18 protein-coding genes are annotated in these 22,039 nt (G+C 64.0%); 13 read left to right on the top strand and 5 right to left on the bottom strand.

From position 1 onward, the window contains the following. Positions 1-144: 144 nt before the first annotated feature. Both SLW74_RS13870 and SLW74_RS13865 read right to left on the bottom strand, forming a co-directional pair. A complete protein-coding gene (locus SLW74_RS13870) occupies positions 145-1,764 on the bottom strand; it encodes a methyl-accepting chemotaxis protein (protein WP_296308474.1) in 1,620 nt (539 codons plus the stop codon). A gap of 265 nt (positions 1,765-2,029) precedes the next feature. Further along, on the bottom strand, positions 2,030-2,866 hold the full coding sequence (locus SLW74_RS13865) for an IclR family transcriptional regulator (protein ID WP_296308476.1): 837 nt from the start codon (positions 2,864-2,866) through the stop codon (positions 2,030-2,032). Positions 2,867-3,112: 246 nt separating this feature from the next. Between SLW74_RS13865 and SLW74_RS13860 the strand changes: the two genes are divergently transcribed. The 7 genes from SLW74_RS13860 to SLW74_RS13830 are packed head-to-tail and all read left to right on the top strand — an operon-like array spanning position 3,113 to position 9,784. Beyond that, positions 3,113-4,141: an ABC transporter ATP-binding protein gene (locus tag SLW74_RS13860; RefSeq protein WP_410929227.1), complete on the top strand. Its 1,029-nt coding sequence runs from the start codon at positions 3,113-3,115 to the stop codon at positions 4,139-4,141. Further along, positions 4,138-5,001 carry an ABC transporter permease gene (locus tag SLW74_RS13855; RefSeq protein WP_410929226.1) on the top strand — a complete coding sequence of 288 codons (864 nt, stop codon included), beginning with the start codon at positions 4,138-4,140 and terminating at the stop codon, positions 4,999-5,001. The genes SLW74_RS13860 and SLW74_RS13855 overlap by 4 nt, the downstream gene beginning before the upstream one ends. A 3-nt stretch (positions 5,002-5,004) precedes the next feature. Further along, positions 5,005-5,799, top strand: a complete 795-nt coding sequence (locus SLW74_RS13850) for an ABC transporter permease (RefSeq protein ID WP_410929225.1) — start codon at positions 5,005-5,007, stop codon at positions 5,797-5,799. Positions 5,800-5,842: 43 nt separating this feature from the next. Then, complete coding sequence (locus SLW74_RS13845; protein ID WP_410929224.1) at positions 5,843-6,133, top strand: (2Fe-2S)-binding protein; 291 nt, start codon at positions 5,843-5,845, stop codon at positions 6,131-6,133. Then, entirely contained in the window at positions 6,130-7,542 is a 1,413-nt protein-coding gene (locus SLW74_RS13840) for an FAD-dependent oxidoreductase (RefSeq protein ID WP_410929223.1), read from the top strand. Before SLW74_RS13845 ends, SLW74_RS13840 begins: the two co-directional genes overlap by 4 nt. After that, complete coding sequence (locus tag SLW74_RS13835) at positions 7,539-8,735, top strand: NAD(P)/FAD-dependent oxidoreductase (RefSeq protein ID WP_410929222.1); 1,197 nt, start codon at positions 7,539-7,541, stop codon at positions 8,733-8,735. Before SLW74_RS13840 ends, SLW74_RS13835 begins: the two co-directional genes overlap by 4 nt. Continuing rightward, entirely contained in the window at positions 8,732-9,784 is a 1,053-nt protein-coding gene (locus SLW74_RS13830; protein ID WP_296314273.1) for an ABC transporter substrate-binding protein, read from the top strand. The genes SLW74_RS13835 and SLW74_RS13830 overlap by 4 nt, the downstream gene beginning before the upstream one ends. Before the next feature lie 603 nt (positions 9,785-10,387). Here SLW74_RS13830 and SLW74_RS13825 read toward each other — a convergent pair. Further along, complete coding sequence (locus SLW74_RS13825) at positions 10,388-10,924, bottom strand: GNAT family N-acetyltransferase (protein ID WP_410929221.1); 537 nt, start codon at positions 10,922-10,924, stop codon at positions 10,388-10,390. A 321-nt stretch (positions 10,925-11,245) separates the two neighbouring features. Here SLW74_RS13825 and SLW74_RS13820 point away from each other — a divergent pair, with 321 nt between their 5' ends. Further along, entirely contained in the window at positions 11,246-12,043 is a 798-nt protein-coding gene (locus tag SLW74_RS13820) for a CAP domain-containing protein (protein ID WP_410929258.1), read from the top strand. 29 nt (positions 12,044-12,072) lie between these two features. Here the strand turns inward: SLW74_RS13820 and SLW74_RS13815 are convergent, their stop codons facing one another. Beyond that, complete coding sequence (locus SLW74_RS13815) at positions 12,073-12,792, bottom strand: dienelactone hydrolase family protein (RefSeq protein ID WP_192131321.1); 720 nt, start codon at positions 12,790-12,792, stop codon at positions 12,073-12,075. Positions 12,793-12,923: 131 nt separating this feature from the next. Beyond that, positions 12,924-13,451 carry a sterol desaturase family protein gene (locus SLW74_RS13810; protein WP_410929257.1) on the bottom strand — a complete coding sequence of 176 codons (528 nt, stop codon included), beginning with the start codon at positions 13,449-13,451 and terminating at the stop codon, positions 12,924-12,926. 200 nt (positions 13,452-13,651) lie between these two features. Between SLW74_RS13810 and ppnN the strand changes: the two genes are divergently transcribed. From ppnN to SLW74_RS13785, 5 genes are all read left to right on the top strand, one after another. After that, positions 13,652-15,025 carry a nucleotide 5'-monophosphate nucleosidase PpnN gene (gene ppnN, locus SLW74_RS13805; protein WP_205482979.1) on the top strand — a complete coding sequence of 458 codons (1,374 nt, stop codon included), beginning with the start codon at positions 13,652-13,654 and terminating at the stop codon, positions 15,023-15,025. A 222-nt stretch (positions 15,026-15,247) separates the two neighbouring features. After that, entirely contained in the window at positions 15,248-15,841 is a 594-nt protein-coding gene (locus tag SLW74_RS13800; RefSeq protein ID WP_410929220.1) for a GNAT family N-acetyltransferase, read from the top strand. 81 nt (positions 15,842-15,922) lie between these two features. Further along, complete coding sequence (locus tag SLW74_RS13795) at positions 15,923-20,863, top strand: AvrE-family type 3 secretion system effector (RefSeq protein WP_410929219.1); 4,941 nt, start codon at positions 15,923-15,925, stop codon at positions 20,861-20,863. A gap of 56 nt (positions 20,864-20,919) precedes the next feature. Beyond that, positions 20,920-21,375: a type III secretion system chaperone gene (locus tag SLW74_RS13790; RefSeq protein ID WP_410929218.1), complete on the top strand. Its 456-nt coding sequence runs from the start codon at positions 20,920-20,922 to the stop codon at positions 21,373-21,375. 160 nt (positions 21,376-21,535) lie between these two features. Then, the gene (locus tag SLW74_RS13785) at positions 21,536-21,982 is read left to right on the top strand and encodes a CBS domain-containing protein (RefSeq protein WP_065991548.1); all 447 of its coding nucleotides are present in this window, start codon (positions 21,536-21,538) and stop codon (positions 21,980-21,982) included. Positions 21,983-22,039: the final 57 nt, after the last annotated feature.

Here is a 22,039-nt window from a genome sequence, read left to right as displayed (position 1 = left end):
TGTGACGCCCGACGCCTTCCCGGCTAAAGCCGGTCCTACAAGGACGCGGAGCGTCTAGGTCTGCATGCCCACGCGGAGCGTGGGAACGATCATCACTGAGTGATCGCAGTGCGTCAGTGGGACCGGCTTATGAACATCCGAGTTCTAGGCACTCAACCGCGAGATCACGTCATTCAACCCCACCGACAACACATGGAGATCCTGACTCGCGGTCTGCGTGCGCTGGACGTTGTCCTGGTTGGTGGTGGCAATCGCAGTGATTTCCGTCAGGTTGCGGGAGATGTCTTCGGCCACGGACGTCTGCTCTTCCGCAGCCGTCGCAATCTGGCGGTTCATGTCACGGATGGCTTCCACGGCACTGGTAATGCGTTCCAGCGAGGAGCCTGCCAGCGCCACCTGATCGACGCTTTCCTGGCTGCGGGCCTGCCCGCTTTCAATGGCTTGGGCAGCATCGACGGCGCCGGTCTGCACCGAGCTGATGATCTGGTTGATTTCCGCCGTCGAGGCCGCGGTGCGCTGGGCCAGCGTGCGCACTTCGTCGGCAACCACCGCAAAACCGCGCCCGGCATCGCCGGCACGGGCTGCTTCGATGGCCGCGTTCAGCGCCAGCAGATTGGTCTGCTCGGCGATGCCGCGAATCACTTCCAGCACCTTGCCGATGCGCCCGCTGTCGGTTTCCAGACGGCGAATGACGTTGGCGGTGTTGCTGATCTCGGTGCGCATCTGGGTGATCGCTGTGATGGTCGCGCCCATCACCTTGCTGCCTTCCTGGGAACTGCGATCCGCTTCGTCAGCGGCCTGGGCGGCCTGAGCCGCGTGGCGGGCGACTTCCTGGGCGGTGGCGGACATTTCGGTCATCGCCGTTGCCACCTGATCGGTGCGCTCGAACTGCTCGTGGGTGCCCTGGGCCATCAGTGCGGCAATCGCCTTCAGTTCGCCACCGGCACTGTCCAGGTCGGTGGTGCTGCGCTTGAGGCGGGTAAAGGTGTCGGCAAGGAAATCCCGCAGCGTGTTCGCCGCAACGGCCAGACGTCCCAGCTCGTCCTGACGGGTGATGCTGACGCGGTCGCTGAACTTGCCCTGACTCAGTTGCGCGACGTATTCGATCAACATGCGGATCGGGCCGACGATGTTGCGGTTGACCATCCACAGGGTGAGCACGCCGACCAGCAACGCCGAGGCGAGCATGACCAGCGTGCCGATAAGGATGGTCCGGTCGGCGGTGCTGCTGAGGATCGTCGACTGCTGGTCACTTTGCTTGCGCAGGCCAACCACCAGGCCGGTCATCTGCTCACTGGCGGCACGGTCAACGCCTTTGACGGCCATGTCACCGGCAACCGGATCGCCACCGGAGGCAATGTAAGCGTCACGGCCTTTGCGGTAGGCCACGCCGAGGGTGCGGTGCTCGTTGCGCAGCGCGTCGACCTGGGTTTTGGTCGCGGGGTCCAGCCCGTCCATTGCACTCAGGCTGCCGAGGGTGTCCTGCACCTGGCGTTCCTGGTCTTCGAACTGCGCCCAGAACTTGTCGCGGTCGGCCGGCTGTTTGCCGCGCAGCAGCACGTTCTTCCATTCCTGCACCTGAACCTTGAACTGCAGGTTGGCCTGATCGACCAGTTGCGAGGCGTGCAACGGCCCCTCAAGCAGACCGCGATAGGCGTGGACGTTGCTGGACAGGAACTGGAAACACGCCAGGGCAATCAGCACGACCAGCACGAGGCTGCCGCTGAGCAGCGCGAGGATCTGCAATCTCAGGGATTTCGACATAGGAGGATCTCAAAAGGGAGGACAACCTGCTCCGAGGATCACCCGGAGTTTTTGCGGCTTGCCACATCCCTGTGCCATCGCGTCGGAGCGGTCCGAAAACGAGGCGCCTGCACAGAGTGCTTCGACCCTGCGCAGGGCTTCTTGAAGGCCGGCCCGGCAGATCCGACGAACGGCTGAGAAGCCCCAAGAGCAAGGCCTGCAGCCCAATCAAACGGTTATCGAAATGTACTGAAAGGGATTCAGATGAGTGTGTCGGCAGCGGCAGTCATTCTCGCTGACCGAACACCTGAGAGGGGCGGCGCAGCACCGGATCGAAGGGATTGATCTTCTGGCTGATCGCCGTTGCCTCGCGCTTGAGCATGTCCACCACCGTGGGCATGCGGTCTGCACTGAGGCGGTCGCTGAGGGTGGCCACGCTCAACGCCGCCACGGCCCGGCCATCGCGGTCGAGAATCGGCACCGCCAGACCCGCCATGCCTTCCAGCACGCCGGTGTTGCGCGCGGCGTAGCCGGTCCGCCTCACTGTGTCGATTTCCGAGCGCAGCATTACTTCGTCGTAGAGGTGGAAATCCCGCAGGCGCGGCAAGTTGTAGCGGATGACGGTCTCGCGTTCTTCTTCCGGCAGAAACGCCAGGATCGCCAGACTGCCCTGCCCCACGCCCAGTGCCACCCGACCGCCGATGTCGCCGGTGAAGGTGCGGATCGGGTACGGCCCTTCGCTGCGGTCCAGACACACCGCATCGAAACCACTGCGGGCCAGCAGAAACAACGAGTCCCCCAACGAGGCCGATAGGCGCAGCAAACTCGGCCGCACCACGTCGCGCAGGTTGCCGGACTGTCCGGCGCGCGCGGCAAGGGCGAAAAATTCCAGGCTCAGGCGGTAACGCTTGCTGCGCAGGTCCTGCTCGACCATGCCCTCGTCCATCAGGCTGCGCAGCAAACGGTGGGTGGTCGGTTGCGACAGACCCACCTGCTGCGCCAGTTGTGTGACCCGTTCACTGCCATCGGGACAATTGCCCAGCGCCCGCAGCACGGCAAACACGCGAGAGACCGCACCAACCCCTGTTTCTTTCTCAGCGCTCTTCCGCTCAGTGGAATCCATTTCGCCCCGATCCTCATTTCTTTTCGCTGATTGAATGAATTCGCAAAAACTACTCACTCAATGAAATTGCTCGTTGAGCGCATCCTAGTCTTGGGCCTAGGATCGGTCCACAGGGCGATTTGAATAACAGCGGCAGCCGACACCGATCGAGCGCCAGCGTCCACGGCCACACGCAGCACTTCTCTTCGCATCTGCCCATAAAAAACGCACGCCTTCGGTGTGCACGAAAAAAGGTGGAACGCAGCCATGGCTTTTCTTCAACTCCAGGCACTGTGCAAACGCTACGGCCCCATCGATGTCGTCGTGGCCACTGACCTTTCCGTGGAGCAAGGCGAATTCGTCTCCCTGCTCGGCCCCTCCGGCTGCGGCAAAACCACCACCCTGCAAATGATCGCCGGCTTCGTTGATGTGAGCGCCGGCCGCATCCTGCTGGACGGCCGCGACATCACCCACGCCAAGCCGGCCAGTCGCGGGCTGGGCGTGGTGTTTCAGTCCTATGCGCTGTTCCCGCACATGACCGTGCGCGACAACGTCGCCTTCGGCCTGAAAATGCGCAAAGTCTCCGCCGCCGACATCGAGCGCCGCGTCTCCCGGGTGCTGGAACTGGTGCGCCTCACGCCCCATGCCGAGCGTTACCCTCGCGAGCTGTCCGGCGGCCAGCGTCAGCGGGTGGCTTTGGCCCGGGCGCTGGTGATCGAGCCGCCGGTGTTGCTGCTGGACGAACCGCTGTCCAACCTCGACGCCAACCTGCGCGAAGAGATGCAGTTCGAGATCCGCCGCATCCAGCGCGAAGTCGGCATCACCACCCTGATGGTCACCCACGACCAGGCCGAAGCGCTGTCCATCAGCGATCGCGTCGTGGTGATGCAGGCCGGGCGCATCACCCAGATCGACGAGCCCTACCACCTCTACGAACACCCCCGTACGCGTTTCATCTCCGGCTTCGTCGGCAAGGCCAATCTGCTGCGCGGCGATCGCGATGCCAGCGGCGCGGCCCAAGTACGCCATGAGCCTGGCGACGGCGAGCTGGTGTTAAGCCTGCGCCCCGAAAAAATCGACCTGGTGCCTGCGGGGACCGGTCGCCTGCAAGGCCGTGTGGTCATGCGCTACTTCCTCGGCAGCCAGTGGCTGTACCGCATCGAAACGCCCATCGGCGAAATCACTGTGGTGCGCCGCAACGATGGCGACGCGCCGATGAACGAAGGCTTCGCGGTGGGCCTGGACTGGCCGTCGGACCTGCTGCGGGTGTTGGGCGTCGACGAGGTGCCGGCATGAGTGTGCTGCGCGACACCGGACGCGGGTACCTGCTGTCGGCGCCGGCCCTGGCGCTGTTCTTCGGCCTGCTGGTGCTGCCGTTGCTGCTGACGCTGGTGCTGTCGTTCAACGTGTTCGACTACGAAATCGGGGTCAAGGGCGGTGAGTGGACGCTGGCGCAGTACACCAATCTGCTCACCGATTCGTACTTCTACGAGATCTTCCTGCGCACCTTCTGGATCAGCGCGCTGGTGACCCTGCTGTGCGTAGTGATCGGCGTGCCCGAGGCCTACATCCTCAGCCGCATGGGCACCCCGTGGCGGTCGATTTTCCTGATCCTGATCCTCACGCCGCTGCTGATTTCGGTGGTGGTGCGGGCGTTTGGCTGGAGCCTGTTGCTGGGCGCCGACGGCTTGATCAATCAGGCGATCCAGGCCCTCGGCGGTCGACCGATCAAGATGCTCTACACGCCGTTCGCGGTGATTCTGGCGCTGGTCCACGTGATGCTGCCGTTCATGATCATCCCGGTGTGGACCTCACTGCAAAAGCTCGACGCCTCCGCTGAACAGGCCGCGCTGTCCCTTGGCGCGACTCAGGCGCAAGTGATGCGCAGGGTGGTGTTGCCTCAAGTGATGCCCGGCGTGCTGTCGGGGACGTTGATCGTCTTTGGCCTGTCCGCCAGCTCGTTTGCCATCCCCGGACTGCTCGGCGGGAGGCGCCTGAAGATGGTCGCCACCGTCGTCTACGACCAATACCTCTCGGAACTCAACTGGCCCATGGGCGCGGCGATTGCCGTAGCGCTGCTGCTGATCAACCTGCTGGTCATGCTGTCGTGGAACCGGCTGGTCGAAGGCCGCTATAAAAAATCCCTGGGGGAATGAGCGATGTCCAAGAACGGTCCTCTGGCCCTGTCGTTTCATGCCCTGGTGGTGGTGTTCATGCTGGCGCCGCTGGTGGTGGTGTGCCTGGTGGCCTTCACCCCGGAGAACACGCTCAGCCTGCCGTGGCACGGGTTTTCCCTGCGCTGGTTCAGGGCGGTGTTCGAGCGCGCCGACTTCATTCAGTCCTTCTATAACAGCCTGATTCTGGCGGTGGCCGCCGCCACGCTGGCGACGTTGATTGCGGTGCCAGCGGCGTTGGCGATCACTCGCTATCGCTTTCCCGGCCGCGACTTCCTCAACGGCCTGTTCCTGTCGCCGATCATCATTCCCCATCTGGTGCTGGGGGTGGCGATGCTGCGCCTGTTCGCGCTGATGGGCGTGAACGGCAGTTTCGTCTGGCTGATGTTCGCCCACGTGGTGGTGATCACGCCGTACGTGCTGCGCCTGGTGATTGCCGCCTCCATCGGCATGGACCGCAGCGCCGAGCAGGCCGCCGAATCCCTCGGTGCCAGCCGCTTCACGCTGTTCCGCCTGATCACCCTGCCGATGATCCTGCCCGGCGTGGCCGGTGGCTGGCTGCTCGCGTTCATCAACAGCTTCGATGAAGTCACGCTCTCGATCTTCGTCACCTCGCCCTCGACCCAGACCCTGCCGGTGCGCATGTACGTGTACGCCACCGAATCCATCGACCCGATGATGGCGGCGGTTTCCGCGCTGGTCATTGCGCTGACGGCGGCGACCATGATCATTCTCGACCGGGTGTATGGCCTGGACCGTGTGCTGGTGGGGAGGCATTGATGACTGTTCGGTTTACCCACCTTTGCCCGATGGAGCGCACGCCATGGCCTTGCTGAAACGACTGACCGAACGCGACCGCGCCGTGCTGCCCTTCACCCTCGACGGTCAGCCGGCCAGCGGCTTGCAGGGCGATACAGTGCTCACGGCGGTGCTGACGGCAGAAGACTCATTGCGCGGCAGCGACTTCAGCGGCGAACCCCGGGCCGGTTTCTGCCTGATGGGCGCGTGCCAGGATTGCTGGGTGAAACTGGGCGACGGCCGCCGGGTGCGGGCCTGCTCGACGCTGCTCGAAGCCAATGTCTGCGTGACCCGCGATCCGGGGCGCAGCCTATGAACGGGGCGAAAAACGGAGCCGTCAGCGAGGCCGTCAACGCGCCAGCGACCTCGGGTGCGAGCACGGTCATCGTCGGCGCCGGCCCCGCCGGAATTCGCGCGGCGCAGACGCTGCTTGCCCACGGTCTGCGCCCTTGTCTGCTGGATGAAAGCCTGCGCGGCGGCGGTCAGGTCTATCGACGCCAGCCGGAGCATTTCAAACGGTCGGCGAAGGCGCTGTACGGTTTCGAAGCGGGCAAGGCCGAGTCGGTTCACACCACCCTCGATCAGTTGCAGGCTGAGATCGACTACCGTCCCGAGACGTTGGTGTGGAACGCCGAATCGCGCACCCTCGATACCCTGCACAATGGCCGCGCGGCGCAGGTCCCGTTCAAGCATCTGATCGTGGCCACCGGGGCCACCGACCGCATCCTGCCGGTACCGGGCTGGACATTGCCCGGCGTCTACAGCCTCGGCGCGGCGCAGATCGCGCTGAAGTTTCAGGGCTGCGCCATCGGTCAGCGCGTGGTCTTTGCCGGCAGCGGGCCGCTGTTGTATCTGGTGGCGTATCAATACGCCAAGGCCGGTGCGACGGTGGCGGCGGTGCTCGACAGCTCGCCCTTCTCCGCCCAGACCCGCGCCCTGCCCGCGCTGCTCGGGCAACCGTCGACGCTGGCCAAAGGGCTTTATTACCGCGCCTGGCTGACGGCCCACGGTGTCCCGGTCCACCAAGGCGTTCATCTGCATGACATTCAGGGCGAGCGACGGGTCAGCGGGGTCAGCTGGCAGCAGGGCAAGCAGCTCAAGGACCTGGCCTGTGATGCGGTCGCGTTCGCCCATGCCCTGCGCAGCGAAACCCAGCTGGCCGATCTGCTCGGCTGCGACTTCGCCTGGAGCGCGTTGAACCGTGCCTGGCTGCCGACCCGCGACGCCGCCGGACGCAGCAGCGTCGAGGGGGTTTATCTGGCCGGTGATGGCGCGGGCATCATGGGCGCCGACGCCGCCGAAATGGCCGGCGAACTGGCGGCGCTGACCTTGCTCGGCGATCTCGGCTACCGCATCGACCGCGCCCGCAGCATCGAATTACAGCGCCAACTGGAAGCCATCCAGCGGTTTCGCCAGGGGCTGGAAACCGCATTCCCGTTCCCCGAAGACTGGGCGGCCAAGGCGCCGGACAGCCTGATCGTCTGCCGTTGCGAGGAAGTCAGCGCCGGCGAGATCCGCCAGACCGTGGCCGAGGGACATTGGGAAATCAACCGGGTCAAGGCCATGTGCCGGGTCGGCATGGGCCGCTGTCAGGGGCGCATGTGTGGGCTGGCCGCGACGGAAATCGTCGCTCACGCATCGGGCCGCGAGGTTGCCTGCGTTGGTCGATTGCGTGGGCAGGCACCGATCAAGCCGCTGCCATTTGGCGTGGAGGCAGAACAATGACCCAGCCCGTCGAGGTGGATGCGGTGGTGATTGGAGGAGGGATTGTCGGCGCCTCGGCGGCGCTGTTTCTCGCCCTGAGCGGCAAACGCGTGGCGCTGCTGGAAAGGGACTTTTTCGGCTCTCACTCAAGCGGTGTGAACTACGGCGGCGTGCGCCGTCAGGGCCGGCCGTTGTCGCAACTGCCGCTGTCCCGGCGCGCCCATGAAATCTGGGGAGACCTGCACGCGTTGATCGGCACTGACGGCGAATACGTGCGCTCCGGGCATCTCAAGCTGGCCCGCAGTGACAAGGACATGGCCGCGCTGGTCGCCTATGAAGAGGCGTCCCGGGGATTTGGGATGCAGCTGCAGTTGCTCGACCACGCCCAGTTGCGCGCGCGTTTTCCCTGGGCCGGGGACGTGGCGGTGGGCGCCTCGCTGTGTGCCGACGATGGCCATGCCAATCCGCGCCTCGTTTCTCCGGCGTTTGCCTTTGCTGCGCGCCGCGCCGGTGCGCAGACGTTCGAGCAGGCCCACGTCAGTGCGGTCAGCCATGACGGTCAGGCGTTTGTCGTGCGGACCGCCGATGATCAGTGCTTTCGTGGACCTTGGCTGCTCAATTGCGCCGGCGCCTGGGCGGCTCAACTGGCCCAGCAGTTCGGTGAACCGGTGCCGATGCGCGCGGGCCACCCGGCGATGCTGGTGACCGAGCCGCTGCCGATGTTCATGGACGTCAGCACCGGCGTCGAGGGCGGCGGCATCTATGCCCGTCAGGTGGCGCGGGGCAATTGCGTGCTGGGCGGCGGTCAGGGTTTTCCGCTGGACCCGGCCACCGCGCGTCCCGGTCAGGCGGCGATTCTGGAGATCCTGCGCAACGCCGTTGAGCTGTACCCGCCGCTGGCCGGTGCCCAGGCCATTCGCACCTGGAGCGGCACCGAAGGTTATCTGCCCGACCGCGAACCGGTCCTGGGTGCCAGTTCCACGCAACCCGGTTTACTGCACGGCTTCGGCTTTGCGGGATCGGGCTTTCAGATTGGCCCGGCGGCGGGCGAGGCGCTGGCGCAGATGGTCTGTGCCGGGGCGCCGAACATCGACCTGACGCTGTTCTCGATCACACGCTTTCAATCGCAACCGCGCACTTCATCGCCTGCCATCGTCGTGCCGTCCGGCACCGATAACGTCATTCCATTGCTCAGAGGAAGGTCGAACCCATGACTCATATGAAACGTGTTGCCCTGACTGGCTTGTCTTGCCTGCCGTTTGCCGTGTTTGTTGCTTCGATGCCCGTACAGGCCGAACCGACGCTGTACCTGGGCATGAACGGCGGCACCATGGAGCGCTTGTACGCCGACAACGTGCTGCCCGCGTTCGAGAAAGCCAACAACGTCAAGGTGGTGATCGTGCCAGGCACGTCCTCGGACATCCTCGCCAAGGTTCAGGCCAGCAAGGACAATCCGCAGATGCACGTGATGTTCCTCGACGACGGGATCATGTACCGCGCCATTTCCATGGGCCTGTGCGGCAAGCTGAATCCGAGCGCGAGCCTGGCGGACATCCCGGCCAAGGGCAAGATCAAGGACGAAGCGGTGGCCGTCAGCCTTGGCGTCACCGGGCTTGCCTACAACACCAAGATGTTCAAGGACAATGGCTGGAGCGCGCCGACGTCCTGGGCCGACATGGCGGACCCTAAATATAAAGAGAAGCTGGTGTTCCAGTCGCTGGCCTCTTCTACGTTCGGGCTGCACGGTTTTCTGATGTTCAACCGGTTGCAGGGCGGCAACGAAACCAACGTCGAGCCGGGTTTCAAGGCGTGGCCAAAGACGGTGGGGCCGAACGTGCTGGAGTACATCGCCAGTTCCGCGAAGATATCGGAGATGGTGCAGACCGGCGAAGCGGCGCTGTTCCCGCTGACGCCGACCCAGGTCACCGCGCTCAAGCTCAAGGGCGTGCCGGTGGAATACGCGCCGCCGAAGGAAGGCGGTGTGGTGTTGAACGTGGCCGAATGCACCATCGCCAACAACGACCAGCCGGAACTGGCGCAGAAACTCGCGGCCTTCCTGCTGACCCCGGAAGCCCAGGCGCCGGCCCTGGAAATGGGCGACCAGATCCCGTCCAACCCGAAAACCCCGACCACCGACAAGACCCGTGGCCAGGTCGAAGCCATGAACAAATACCTGGAAACCGCCGTGACCATCGACTGGGATCAGGTCAACCAGGTCCGCCCGGAATGGAACGCCCGCTGGAGCCGCACGATCGAGCGCTAGATGGTTAAAGCAGGACCGCGATCCAACAGTAGGACCGGCTTCAGCCAGGAAGGCGTCGGAGGCCATACCGCAAATTGGATGGCGCACATACTGGCCTCTTCCCGGCTGAAGCCAGTCCCTCACCGACCGCGATCCAACAGTGGGACCGGCTTCAGCCGGGAAAGCGTCGGTAGGCGCGCTGCAAAATTGTGGGTCTAAACACTGGCCCATTCTCGGCCAAAGCCGGTCCCACTAATCGACCGCGATCCAACAGTGGGACCGGCTTCAGCCGGGAAGGCGTCGGAGGCCATACCGCAAACTGGATGGCGCACGCGCTGGCCTCTTCCCGGCTAAAGCCAGTCCCACTAACCGACCGCGATCCAACAGTAGGACCGGCTTCAGCCGGGACGGCGTCGGAGGCCGCGCCGCAAATTGGATGGCGTACGCACTGGCCTCTTCCCGGCTAAAGCCAGTCCCCCTGACAGACCGCGATCCAACAGTGGGACCGGCTTCAGCCGGGAAGGCGTCGGAGGCCATACCGCAAATTGGATGGCGCACGCACTGGCCTCTTCCCGGCTAAAGCCGGTCCCACTAATCGACCGTGATCCAACAGTGCGCCCGGCTTCAGCCGATCTCAGGCCCGGAACGCCGCAAATCGCACCACATGTGCACCTTCGACACATACTGCTCTCCCACCGCCACCGCATACGGCTCCACCCCAAACGGGACAAAGCCCATCCGTTCGTATAAGCCCTGCGCGCCGCGGTTGCCGTCGGTGACGGTCAACTGGACCAGCAACAGCGGTGGCTGGCTACGGGCGTAGGCCAACACGCTGCTGATCAGGTCGTGGCCAATGCCTTTGCCGCGATGGGCGTGGGGAACATACATCCCGAACAGCGTGGATTTGTGGCGGGCTTTCCTTCTGGTTTCCAGGGACAGGCCGGCAACCCCCAGCAAACTGCCTGATTCAACGGCGCCAAACACCACCTCTTTCGCGTCAGGCCCGACCACAAGCCGCTTTTCCCACCAACTGATCGGCAAAGCTTCGCGCTCGCCGACGTCGGAGGTAAACGCATCAGGATGGAGGGCGTACGCTTCAAGCATCAGGGCTCGATACGCCGAGGCATATTCCGGGGTCAGTCGCTGAATGGTCGTGGTCATCGAGGTCGCACCGCAGGGTCGAGCGCTGATTATGTGGCTCAGCCGGTGTGACGACTACCGCCCGCGCGCAGATTCAACAAACGCCCTCTCCCTTCGCGCCCGTTCAGTCACGCATCGGCGTGCAGCATGCGGCGAAACACCGGGTTTTCACGCCGGCTATTGCAAAAACCCTGCTCATCGCTGCAACCTCCACGGTTTGTGCAGTTCAGACTAATCGCGACAGGTAAAATCGCGCACCGTGGGCGCGTCAGTTCGAGGGAGATTTCCATGCGTTTCAGATCATTCATCCAGTGTCTCGCTGTTGTGCCCCTGGCGCTGCTGATGGCAGGGACAGCCGTGGCCGGCGAAGAAACGCAGCTGATCCAGTCAATCAATACCTACCGCAGCCAGGCCCAGCCTTGCGCCAATGTGGCGTCGACCGAGCTGCCGCCACTCAACAGCGACCCGCGCCTGAACCTGCCGGCCAGTGGCACGGTGGACCTGCAGCCGATGCTGGCCCGGGCGTCGTATCCGATGGTCAGCGTCCAGGCGATCACACTTTCGGGCCCGCGCGACGCGCAAGCGGCGATGGCCGCCATTCAGGAAAGTTTTTGTCAGGTGGTGCTCAATCCGCAGTTCGTCGACATCGGCGTCAGCCGCAACGACCGCGACTGGCGCATCGTGCTGGCACGTCCGCTGCTGGCGGGCGGGTTGGGAAATGCGCAGGCCGAGGGCCAGAAACTGCTGGGGCTGATCAATGAAGCGCGCAAGCAGCCGCAGCAATGTGGCGCCCAGTCGTTTCCTGCGGCGGCGCCGCTGGTGTGGAACGACACCCTGATGAGCGCAGCCGAGAGCCACTCGCGTTCCATGGCCAACAACAATTATTTCGATCACAAGGGTCGCAATGGCGGGACGCCGGGGGACCGTGCGGAGCTGGCCGGGTACATCGGCCAGCAGATCGGCGAGAACATTGCCGCCGGCCAGGACAACGCGCGCAAGGTGGTCGAAGGCTGGCTTGCCAGCCCCGGCCATTGCGCCAACCTCATGAACCCGCAGTTTCATGACCTGGGCGCTGCGTACGCCACCGACCCGAAAAGCGACGCCGGCATTTACTGGACGGCGCTGTTCGGGGTGCAGTAACGCTAGCAGCTACTCAAGCGCCGCTCTCATCAACCCCACAGCGTGCGGCCGAAGAACGTCAGCGTGCGGTCCATGGCCAGCTGCGCCCACACCGGGTCGTATTGCGTGCCCGGAATCCGGCCAGGTCCTACGGCTTCTTCGTTGGCAAAGGCGTGGTGGGCCAGGTAGCGGTGGAATTCCAGGTCCACGCCGCCTTCGCTGAGTTTGGCTTCGAGCTGATCGACGCCGTCCGCCGGGAAGAACTCATCCTGGGTGCCCCAATGCGCCAGTACCGGCACCTTGATCGCCGCAGGGTCGAGGAATTCCAGCGGCGGCATGCCGTAGAACACCACGCCGGCAGACAGTTCGGGGATGAAGTTCAGCGCCAACAGGGTCAGCGCGCCGCCCATGCAGAAGCCGGTGACGCCGACTTTCTGGCTGTGGCCCTTGAGGTATTGCACGGCGCCGCGGATGTCCTGGGTGGCGGCGTCGGCGAAGTCGAGTTTGTCCATCAGGTGATGGGCTTCTTCTTCCTCGACCGTCATTTCGCCACGGTACAGATCAGGCACCAGCGCCAGATAGCCCGACGCGGCAAGCCGATCGGCCACGCCACGGATCTGGTCGTTCAGGCCCCACCATTCCTGAATCACCACCACGGCCGGTGCGCCGTCGGTCTTGGCCGGGCTGGCCAGGTAGCCACTCAACTCTTTGCCGTCGGGGCGTTTGAAGGTGACGGTCTTGCCCGTTGCCTGTGTCGATGCTTGAGTCATGGGGTTCTCCGGAGAAGGAATTCGCGTTGATTAACAGCGTGAGACGACTGACCGTCAGTGCTACGACAGCAACACGACGCGCAACAGCGTGACGCACGTGAAACTAATGACCGGTCCGGCGTGGAGTCCGTTCAGCCGTTCTGCAGATCCGTGCCCATGGCCGCGCCGGCGCTGTCTCGACAACGCTCGTCACGGGGGGCAGAACGATGATCGCGCAGCTGCTGTTGCAGCGTCGCTGCCGAGGGCGCGTAAAGGAAGCCGAAGGACACGCTGTTGCGTCGGCCTTTCACCGCGTGATGCATGAGATGCGCGTGGTAGAGGCGTTTGAGGTAGCGGCTGCGCGGCCGTGGTCGCGCAGGCCAATGACGATGGACCATGCCATCGTGAATAAACACGTAGAGCAGACCGAACGCCGCAACGCCGGCGCCCACCCACTGCAATGGATCATGGCCGCTGTTGCCGGCAACGATCAGCGCGATCGCCACCAGGGCCAGGGCCAGCAGATAGAGGTCGTTGGTTTCGAACGCGCCGAGCTGTTCTTCGTGGTGGGACTTGTGCAGGAACCAGCCCCAGCCGTGCATCACGTACTTGTGGGCGAGGAAGCCGACCCCTTCCATGGCGACAAGGGTCAGGAGAAAAATGATGAAGTTGAAGATCATAGCGTCGGGAGGGCCGATGGGTCTGGGCGTCGAGGAGCAGCATACCGGGGTCACGGGAAATTTCCAGATTCGCGCTCACAACGTTTGCTTTCCTGACCAACCGATGTAAAAAATGGCCCCATGGGTGAGCGTCTCGAACGCTTACTGTATTTGTGCCCTGCCCCCTCGCGGCGGCCGGCACCGCTTTCAAGGAATCAAGAATGGCTCCAAGACACGTCATCAACGCTTCGGTCAGCCCCAAGGGCAGCCTGGAAACACTGTCCCAACGTGAAGTCCAGCAGCTCAGCGCCGCAGGCTCCGGCAGCATTTACACCCTGTTCCGCCAGTGCGCCCTGGCCATCCTCAACACCGGCGCCCATGTCGATAACGCCAAGACCATCCTGGAGGCTTACCAGGACTTCGAAGTGCGCATCCACCAGCAAGACCGTGGCGTGCGCCTCGAACTGCTGAACGCCCCGGCCGACGCCTTCGTCGACGGCGAGATGATTGCCAGCACCCGGGAAATGCTCTTCAGCGCCCTGCGCGACATCGTCTACACCGAGAGCGAGCTCGACAGCCAGCGCATCGACCTGAGCAGCTCCCAGGGCATCACCGATTACGTATTCCACCTGCTGCGCAATGCCCGCACCCTGCGCCCCGGCGTCGAACCGAAGATGGTGGTGTGCTGGGGCGGCCACTCGATCAACACAGAAGAATACAAATACACCAAGAAAGTCGGCCACGAGCTGGGCCTGCGCAAACTGGACATCTGCACCGGTTGCGGCCCTGGCGTGATGAAAGGCCCGATGAAAGGCGCGACCATTGCCCACGCCAAGCAGCGCATCACCGGCGGCCGTTACCTGGGCCTGACCGAGCCGGGCATTATCGCGGCCGAAGCGCCGAACCCGATCGTCAATGAGCTGGTGATCCTGCCGGACATCGAGAAGCGCCTGGAAGCCTTCGTGCGGGTCGGCCACGGCATCATCATTTTCCCGGGGGGCGCAGGCACGGCGGAGGAATTCCTCTACCTGCTCGGCATCCTCATGCACCCGGACAACCAGGACCTGCCGTTCCCGGTCATCCTGACCGGCCCGAAAAGCACCGCGCCGTACCTGGAGCAGCTGCACGCGTTCGTCAGCGCCACCCTGGGCGAAGAAGCGCACAAGCATTACCAGATCATCATCGACAACCCGTCGGAAGTGGCACGGCAGATGACCCTTGGCCTGGCTTCGGTGCGCCAGTTCCGCCGCGACCGTGCCGACGCGTTCCACTTCAACTGGCTGCTGAAGATCGAAGAGAGCTTCCAGCGTCCATTCGAGCCGACCCACGCCAACATGGCCAGCCTGCAACTGCGCCGCGACCTGCCGCCCCACGAACTGGCCGCGAACCTGCGCCGGGCGTTCTCCGGGATCGTGGCGGGCAACGTCAAGGACAAGGGCATTCGCCTGATCGAAGAACACGGCCCGTATGAAATCCACGGTGACGCCGAAGTGATGCAGCCGCTGGACAAGCTGTTGCAGGCCTTCGTCGAGCAGCACCGGATGAAGCTGCCGGGCGGCGCGGCGTATGTGCCGTGTTATCGGGTCGTGTCTTAACGGAGCATGGCCTGAGGTCACCCTTCAGGCATGACACTGCATCACCCTTGTGGGAGCCCAATTGTGGGAGCGAGCTTGCTCGCGAAGGCGGCATCACTGCCGCCAGAGATGCGCAGGCCGAACGGGCCTCTTCGTGAGCAAGGTGGAGCGCCACCCCGGTCACTCCCACAGGTAAGTCATCACGCGCAAAACCTGCCCCTCCCCGAATTCCGGAACCGACCCATGATCCACATCCGCCTTATGACCACCGATGATTTCGAGGTCTTCTGGCCCACCTTTCAGGCCGTCGTCCGGGCCCAGGAAACCTACGCCTACGCCCCCGACCTGACCTGCGAGCAGGCCCGGCACCTGTGGCTGGAATACCCGCTGCACACGCTGATCGCCGAAGAAGACGGCGTGCTGCTCGGCAGCTATTACCTCAAGGCCAACGCGGCAGGCCCCGGCAGCCATGTCAGCAACTGCGGCTACATGGTCACCCCGGCCGCGCGGGGTCGTGGCGTCGCGCGCCTGATGTGCGAGCACTCCCAGCAACTGGCGCTGGACAGCGGCTTCTCGGCCATGCAGTTCAACTCCGTGGTGGCCACCAATGAAGTCGCCGTTGCGCTCTGGCAGAAACTCGGGTTTGAGACCGTCGGCCGTCTGCCTCGCGCTTACCGCCATGCCCGGCTCGGGCTGGTGGACTGCCTGGTGATGTACAAATGGCTGGCCGACATGCCGGCCTCGCGCAAAGCGAAGAGCCCGTTGCTGATCGGCCGCAAGAACATCGAATCGGTCATCTCCCGCCCCCGACGCAAGCCCTCTCACGGGCCTGCCTGATCTTTTCAGAAAATCGGGAACCACCCTCCGCCCTGACGCCACTCACCCCGCCAAGCACTCACTTGCATGGACGGCGTCAGCATGGCTTTACCTCCAGTGTTCCGTGGTCATACCACCAGTGTCGGCACCACCCACCTGAACCCAGCTGCAGCACCCGGAACCGGAACCGGAACCGGCCCCACGCAGCGCAAAAACGTGCTGGCGCGCATGGCCACTGCCAGCCGGTCAACGCTGCAGAAAAGCCGCCACTTCGCAGGCGGTCTGTTCAAGGCCCGACCGGGGGATGCCTCGTCAATTCCCCGCAGCACAGCCGCTGCAAACACCCCGCAGACCGCGCTCGCCCCCCATGCGGCGCCGGCTTCAACAACGGCAGCTGCATCAGCCACGCCACAAGCGAACGCGCCCGTGCCGCCAACCGGCCCGACACCCAGCGCTCCGACGGCAGCCCAGCCACCAGCCAACGCCCTGACACCCCGGCTGAGCATGGCGCTGCACAATCAACGACTGACCTTTGGCGGCCCCGACCAGCCCAACCCCAGCGAGCGGTTGCTCGAAGGCATTTTGAGCAAACACGATCAGCGTTATCAGGACCTTGCGCCGCTCAATCAGGACGCGCAGAAAGCCGAATACCTGATGGTCGACAGCCAGAACCGGCTGCTCCACGCCCATGCCAGCGATATCGCCATTTCACTGTTCAAGAGCAGTGAGAACCGCGTCGCCTCAGCCAGCGACGGCAAAAAAATGGCGATGCCCACCGATGCCCATCGCGCGCAGATCACCGGCGTGCACAAGGACGCGAACAACACCGCCTGGCGTATTCACGAAAATAAGTTGTACGCGTTGCATGGGGGCCAATGGCAGGAGAACACCCAGGGAGCAACGCTGAAAACCTTGCACAACATAGGCGGCGGCAACCTGTTGGGGCTCAACGACGAAGGCAAGGTGTACGAGCTGAGTGATCTGACCAAGCCGCTGGATTTCACAGAAAAGGTCACGGCCCTCGGACGCTCCACCGCCGGTGCACTGATGGCGCTCAGCGAAAACGCCTCAGGCAACCAGTTACTCCAACTGCGCAACGGGCTTGGCGCCGACTGCCATGATGCGTTCCCGCTCATTACCCCCACCGGCACGGATAACGATGCCGCCATGAAAGCCAAATCCGTGGCGCTCATCGGTGATCGTCTGCTGGCGACGACAGCCTCGGGCGAACTCCTGGAGGCGCATTTGCCGACCGCTGAAGCGCAACAAAACAACCTCTTCGTGAATGAGCTCACACTGCAGAAAGTGCGCCCCTCGCCCGCCCTGCAGACGGCCTTTGGTCACCATACCGTCAGCGGCTTTTTTCATGACGAAAAAAACCTGCTGCACGCCACCGTCAAGGACCAGCGAGGCGTAGAGCACAGCGCATCGTGGGATCAGGCAAAACAGGACTTCGTGCCTGGCTGGGTCATGGCGCCGCTGGTCATGGATCGTCAGCACGGCTTGCCTGTCCTGACCCCTGACGCCGCCACGCAGATTCAGCTGCCGCGCGGCAAAATCGCCCTCTACGAGCAGAAGCGCTTATCGCGGGTCCAGGCACCGCGCGGCGAATACGTCCGTCCTCTCGACAAGCGGTTAGTGCACAACCCGCCCGTTGAAGAATTGAAAGAAACCGTCGAAAAGACGCTGTTGGTGCAAGACCCGCGCACCGACGAATGGAAGAAGACCAGCGAAAAGGACATCAAAGCGCTGCAGGCTGGCCAGGACGGCTCCGCTTACCTCATCGACAAGGATGGCAAGCTGAAACAGCTGAAAGTGGCGCCCCAGGCCGCAGCCCATGAAATGGGGCGCGGCGCCGACCTGGCCCTGCAAGGTCGCGGGACTGAAGCCAAGGGCACCGCCCTGCGCGGCGCCGAGGGTGTGGTCGCCGACAAACTGGCCGTGCAGAACGATCAGAACTTCATGACCCTCAGCGGCGGCAAACTGCGCCTCCACGACCAGAACGGTGAACGCGCGGTGCTGCCACAGCCACCCGGCACGGGCGATATCCAGGCGATCAGCACCGGCGGCAAGCACTGGTTCGCCCTGCGCGGCGGCGCAGTGTTCCAGCTGAGCGGCGACGAGGCCAACGCTCGAAGGCTCAATCCTCAGCGGACCTGGCAAGCGGTTCAGGGCCCGACCACCCCACCGGGGACCGTTCTTCAGGACCTGCGCCCCAATCACGATGGACGTTTGCTGGCCACCACCAGCGCCGGAGAATTCGTCAAGACCGCGACCGGGTGGGAAGCCGCCACACCCGCACCGGCGCGCCCGAGCAATGACCACGCGGCCTTCAATCGGCTGGCGGCGGCCGAGCCGGAAACCCTGCGCAGAGGCTCGGCCAAGGTCACCGTCAACGTGATGGGCAGTAACAACATCGAGAGCATGAAGGCCAAGCAGTACGCCCCTGCCTCCCTCCGGCAGAATTACCTTACCTCCCATCTTTCGCTGACCGGCGCGGTGAAAGTACCTGCCGACAGCCTCCAGCACGCCTGGAAAGGCCGCGAAGGCCTGAAGCCGATCTACACCGAAGAAACCGCGCTGCTGCGCGAGCTGAGCACCCGCGCGGCTGCGGCGACTGGCGCGGCGACCGGCACACCGCCGCGCCCCATGGCTGCGCGTATCAATGCGCTGGCGCCTCGCCTGTCACCTGAATCGAGCGAGCTGGCGGAGCTGTTCAACTGGTTCCAGACCAGCGTCACCGAAGACCTGCAGAAGACGCTGCGCGAACTGGCCCAGGACGAAGGCGCGTTGCTGAAAAATGGCGCGTTCAATCCGGCCTTCCAGGGCAAGCCGCGCAACAATGACATGCTGCCGCAAGTGGCCAGCGTCCTTCGTGACAGCGGCATCGACAACGCTCACGAACTGGGGCAGCTGCTCACCAAGCTGAAGAACGCGCATTTCACGCTGGAGCGGCGCAACACCCAATCGCCGCTGGATGGCTCTCGCACCCAAGGCGATAACCAGGCCCTGCTGCGCGCTCGCCTGGCGCTGGACGTCAAGGTGCTCAACGACATCAGCGCCGCCCTCGACGGGTTCGCCAATGAAGTGAAGAAACCGGGGGCGAAGGATTTCGACACCATCGCCACAGCGCTGGCCACCTTGCACAACGACGCCTACGAAGGCAGCCCGGTGAAGCGCTACACCGATGCCGGCTTCCGTGACCATGCCTCCCTCGAAGCCAGTTACGACGCCACCAAGAACCTGCTCAAGCACTTGCGCAAGGACAACCACCCGCTCAAGCGCAACGTGCTGCAAGGGCTGCAGACCCCTGCCGGCCCGAATAACGCCGCTGTCATGCTCGCCCTGACCGAGGCGCTCCAGAATCTGGAGCCTCGAGAAAGCCTCAAGCTGAACCGCAATTACGGCGGCGGCGTCACCGGCGGCGTCGCGGGGCCGGCCGAGCCCGCGTTCCTGGGTTTTCGCGGCAATATCGATCCAGAGCGGACCTACGGCCTGACCTTCACCCGATTCGACCGCGGCCTGAAGGTGTCGATGAGTCGCGAAGGCGCGATCAGCGGCACAGGAAGCTTCGGTTTTGGTGGCGGCAAAAGTGACACCAAAACCACGCCCGGCGACAGCCACGCCAACCTCCAGACCAACGGCGGCTGGTTCGGCGGCAGCCTGGACGCCAAGTACAAGTATGCCAACAGCACGGCGCTGAGCTTTTTCATTCGCGACGACGAAATCGATGATTTCATGATTGACCTGATGCAGACGCAACTGGCCAGCAGCAAGCGTCCGGCGCAGGGAGGCCTCAAACCCATGGCGTTGATGGATCGCGGCGTCGAGAAGGAAGTGCGCACCACGGGCAAGCACGCGTTCGACCTGGATGCCGGGGTCAACCTTGAATCCCGGACCAACAAGGGCCGCACCGATGCCGAACCCGTTGCCGGCTTCATGCGCTTCGGCGCCGGCCTGCTGGGAACCGTGTCATTGCTCAGCGCCGAACGGGAACGCACTGAGGGCCACGGCAGCGACGGCCTGCACGCCGACGTCTATAGCAGCAACCGCGCGCGGTTCCTCGAAAAAGGCTCGGTGACCGGCTACGCGCGGATGTTCAGCACCGTCTTTACGTCGCGCCCCAGCAACCTGTTCGTGGCCGGCGGCGCACCCTTGGGGGTCAGCGCGACACTGGCGTTCGACAACAAGACCGGCAAGAGCTACGACGTGCGCTTCAAGAACGCCCTGCCGCTGCGAACCGCCGACGTCAAAACCCTGGGTGACACACTGGAGAAGGCCTTCCCCGGCATGAGCAAGAATCCGTCGCCCGCCGGCAAGGCTCCTGAGAAGGTGCTGCAGGACCTCAAGGACAAATACCTGAAGGCCACGTCAGACGAGAACGACGCGCAATACGCCGCGCGCCAGAGCCTGCGCCAGCTCGACCGGCAGAACACCGCTGCCAGCCAGGGCTCCAGCCTGATGTCGCTGATGGACATGGTGGTCAAACACAACAACGTCAACCGGCTGGATCAGGCCGCCTCCTCCAAGCGGCAGATCGACCGCGTCAAACAGATGCTCGGCCGTGACTGCAACCCGGGCAACGCCGAGCGGATTCACGAAATGATGAGCGCCGACCCGCAGCTCAAAGGCCTGCTCGATGCGATGAAGGACAGCAAGGGCACCACTCGCGCCGAAATCAAGCTTGAGGTCCGTGACGACGTCAAAGAACGCATCGAGGATGGCGCATTGAGTGGACGGCTGACCGACGCGATGCTCAAGGACATACTCGGCGACAAGAACAATCTGCGCATCAAGAGCATCGCGGTCTTCAGGACCGCCGCGAAAGAAGACGCGTTCGGCACGCCGTTCCCCTTTGTCAGCTTCAAGAGCGGCAGCGCGCTGAGCATCGAACGCCTCATGGGCGAAGTCACCTTCGACTACGGCCCTGACCAGAGGAACCCGAAAAAGGCCACCGCCGACGGCGCCATCGCCGACCGTGGCGACTCGCAGCCCGCCCACGAGCTGGGCCAGGCCGGCAATGGCGCTTTCCGGCCGCGCTAGGCCGCCGCGCCCGCCCCTCTATTGATCGAATCGAACCCCCGGACAGGACACCGCAAATGATGAACACAACGACACACGCAGACGCCTGCATTCAGGCACTGGGCAAACGACTGGGCACCGCCTTGCAACTCGAAAACGGCGTGTGCGCGCTGTTCGATGAGGGCCGCGAAGTGGTGATCATCGAGGTACCGACGGCGGGCGACGTCGCGATTCTGCATTGCAAACTGTCGCTGCGCCCCGACCCGAGCCTGTATGAGCGGCTGATGCGGCTCAACTTCGACAGCGGCGCCATGAGTGGCTGCTGGCTGGCCCTGGATGAGCAACAGGCGGTTCGCCTGTGCACGCAACTGCCACTCAAGGCACTGGATGAGATGACCTTCGTGGACTGGGTGCAAGGGTTCGTGCTGCACACCCGTGACGTTGCCGGTCTGCTGCTGCAGCGCGCGGCATCGCCGGCAAAAGCACCGATGCACGCGCAGGGACAGGGCGGCCTGTCGCGGCGGATCGGCTGACCTCGCGCCAGCCCACCGACGCGGCCACGGGAAATCGGGGCGGTGACGCTTTCAGGGCCGGGCATGGCGCTTTCAAACTTGCCGGAATGCCATCTCTCGACGATTCTCTATGCACGGCCGGATGGGCCGTGCTCACAAGAAACGCGCCGGAGAGGCCAGCATGACGACCGTAGCCGAACTACTGAAGTTGAAAGACCCGCACCACGCTGACGTCCACACCGTCGGGCCCGGGGAGATGGTCCTCGAGGCGATCAAGCTGATGTCCGAAAAGAACATCGGTGCTGTCCCGGTGGTGCGCGATGGCAAGGTGGTCGGCATCGTCAGCGAGCGGGATTACGCCCGCAAGATGGAGCTCAAGGGCCGTGCTTCGGCCGGGACCCCGGTCAGCGACATCATGACCCACGACGTACAGACCGTGGGCTCGCAGCACACGGTCGAGCACTGCATGAACATCATGACCGACCGCCGGCTGCGCCATTTGCCGGTGGTGGACGAAGGCCGACTGATCGGTTTGCTGTCCATCGGCGACCTGGTCAAGGCGGCCATTGCCGAACAGGCCAGGCTGATCGAGAAAATGCAGGAATACATTCGCGGCGAAAGTTACTGAGCCCAGACACCTTCTGCGCCCCACAAAAAAGCCGGCGCTTTTTGGGCTCCGGCTTTG

This window comes from Pseudomonas sp. W5-36, from assembly GCF_046540455.1.
Lineage (GTDB): Bacteria > Pseudomonadota > Gammaproteobacteria > Pseudomonadales > Pseudomonadaceae > Aquipseudomonas > Aquipseudomonas graminis_B.
This window is presented reverse-complemented; position numbering and strand designations above follow the sequence as displayed.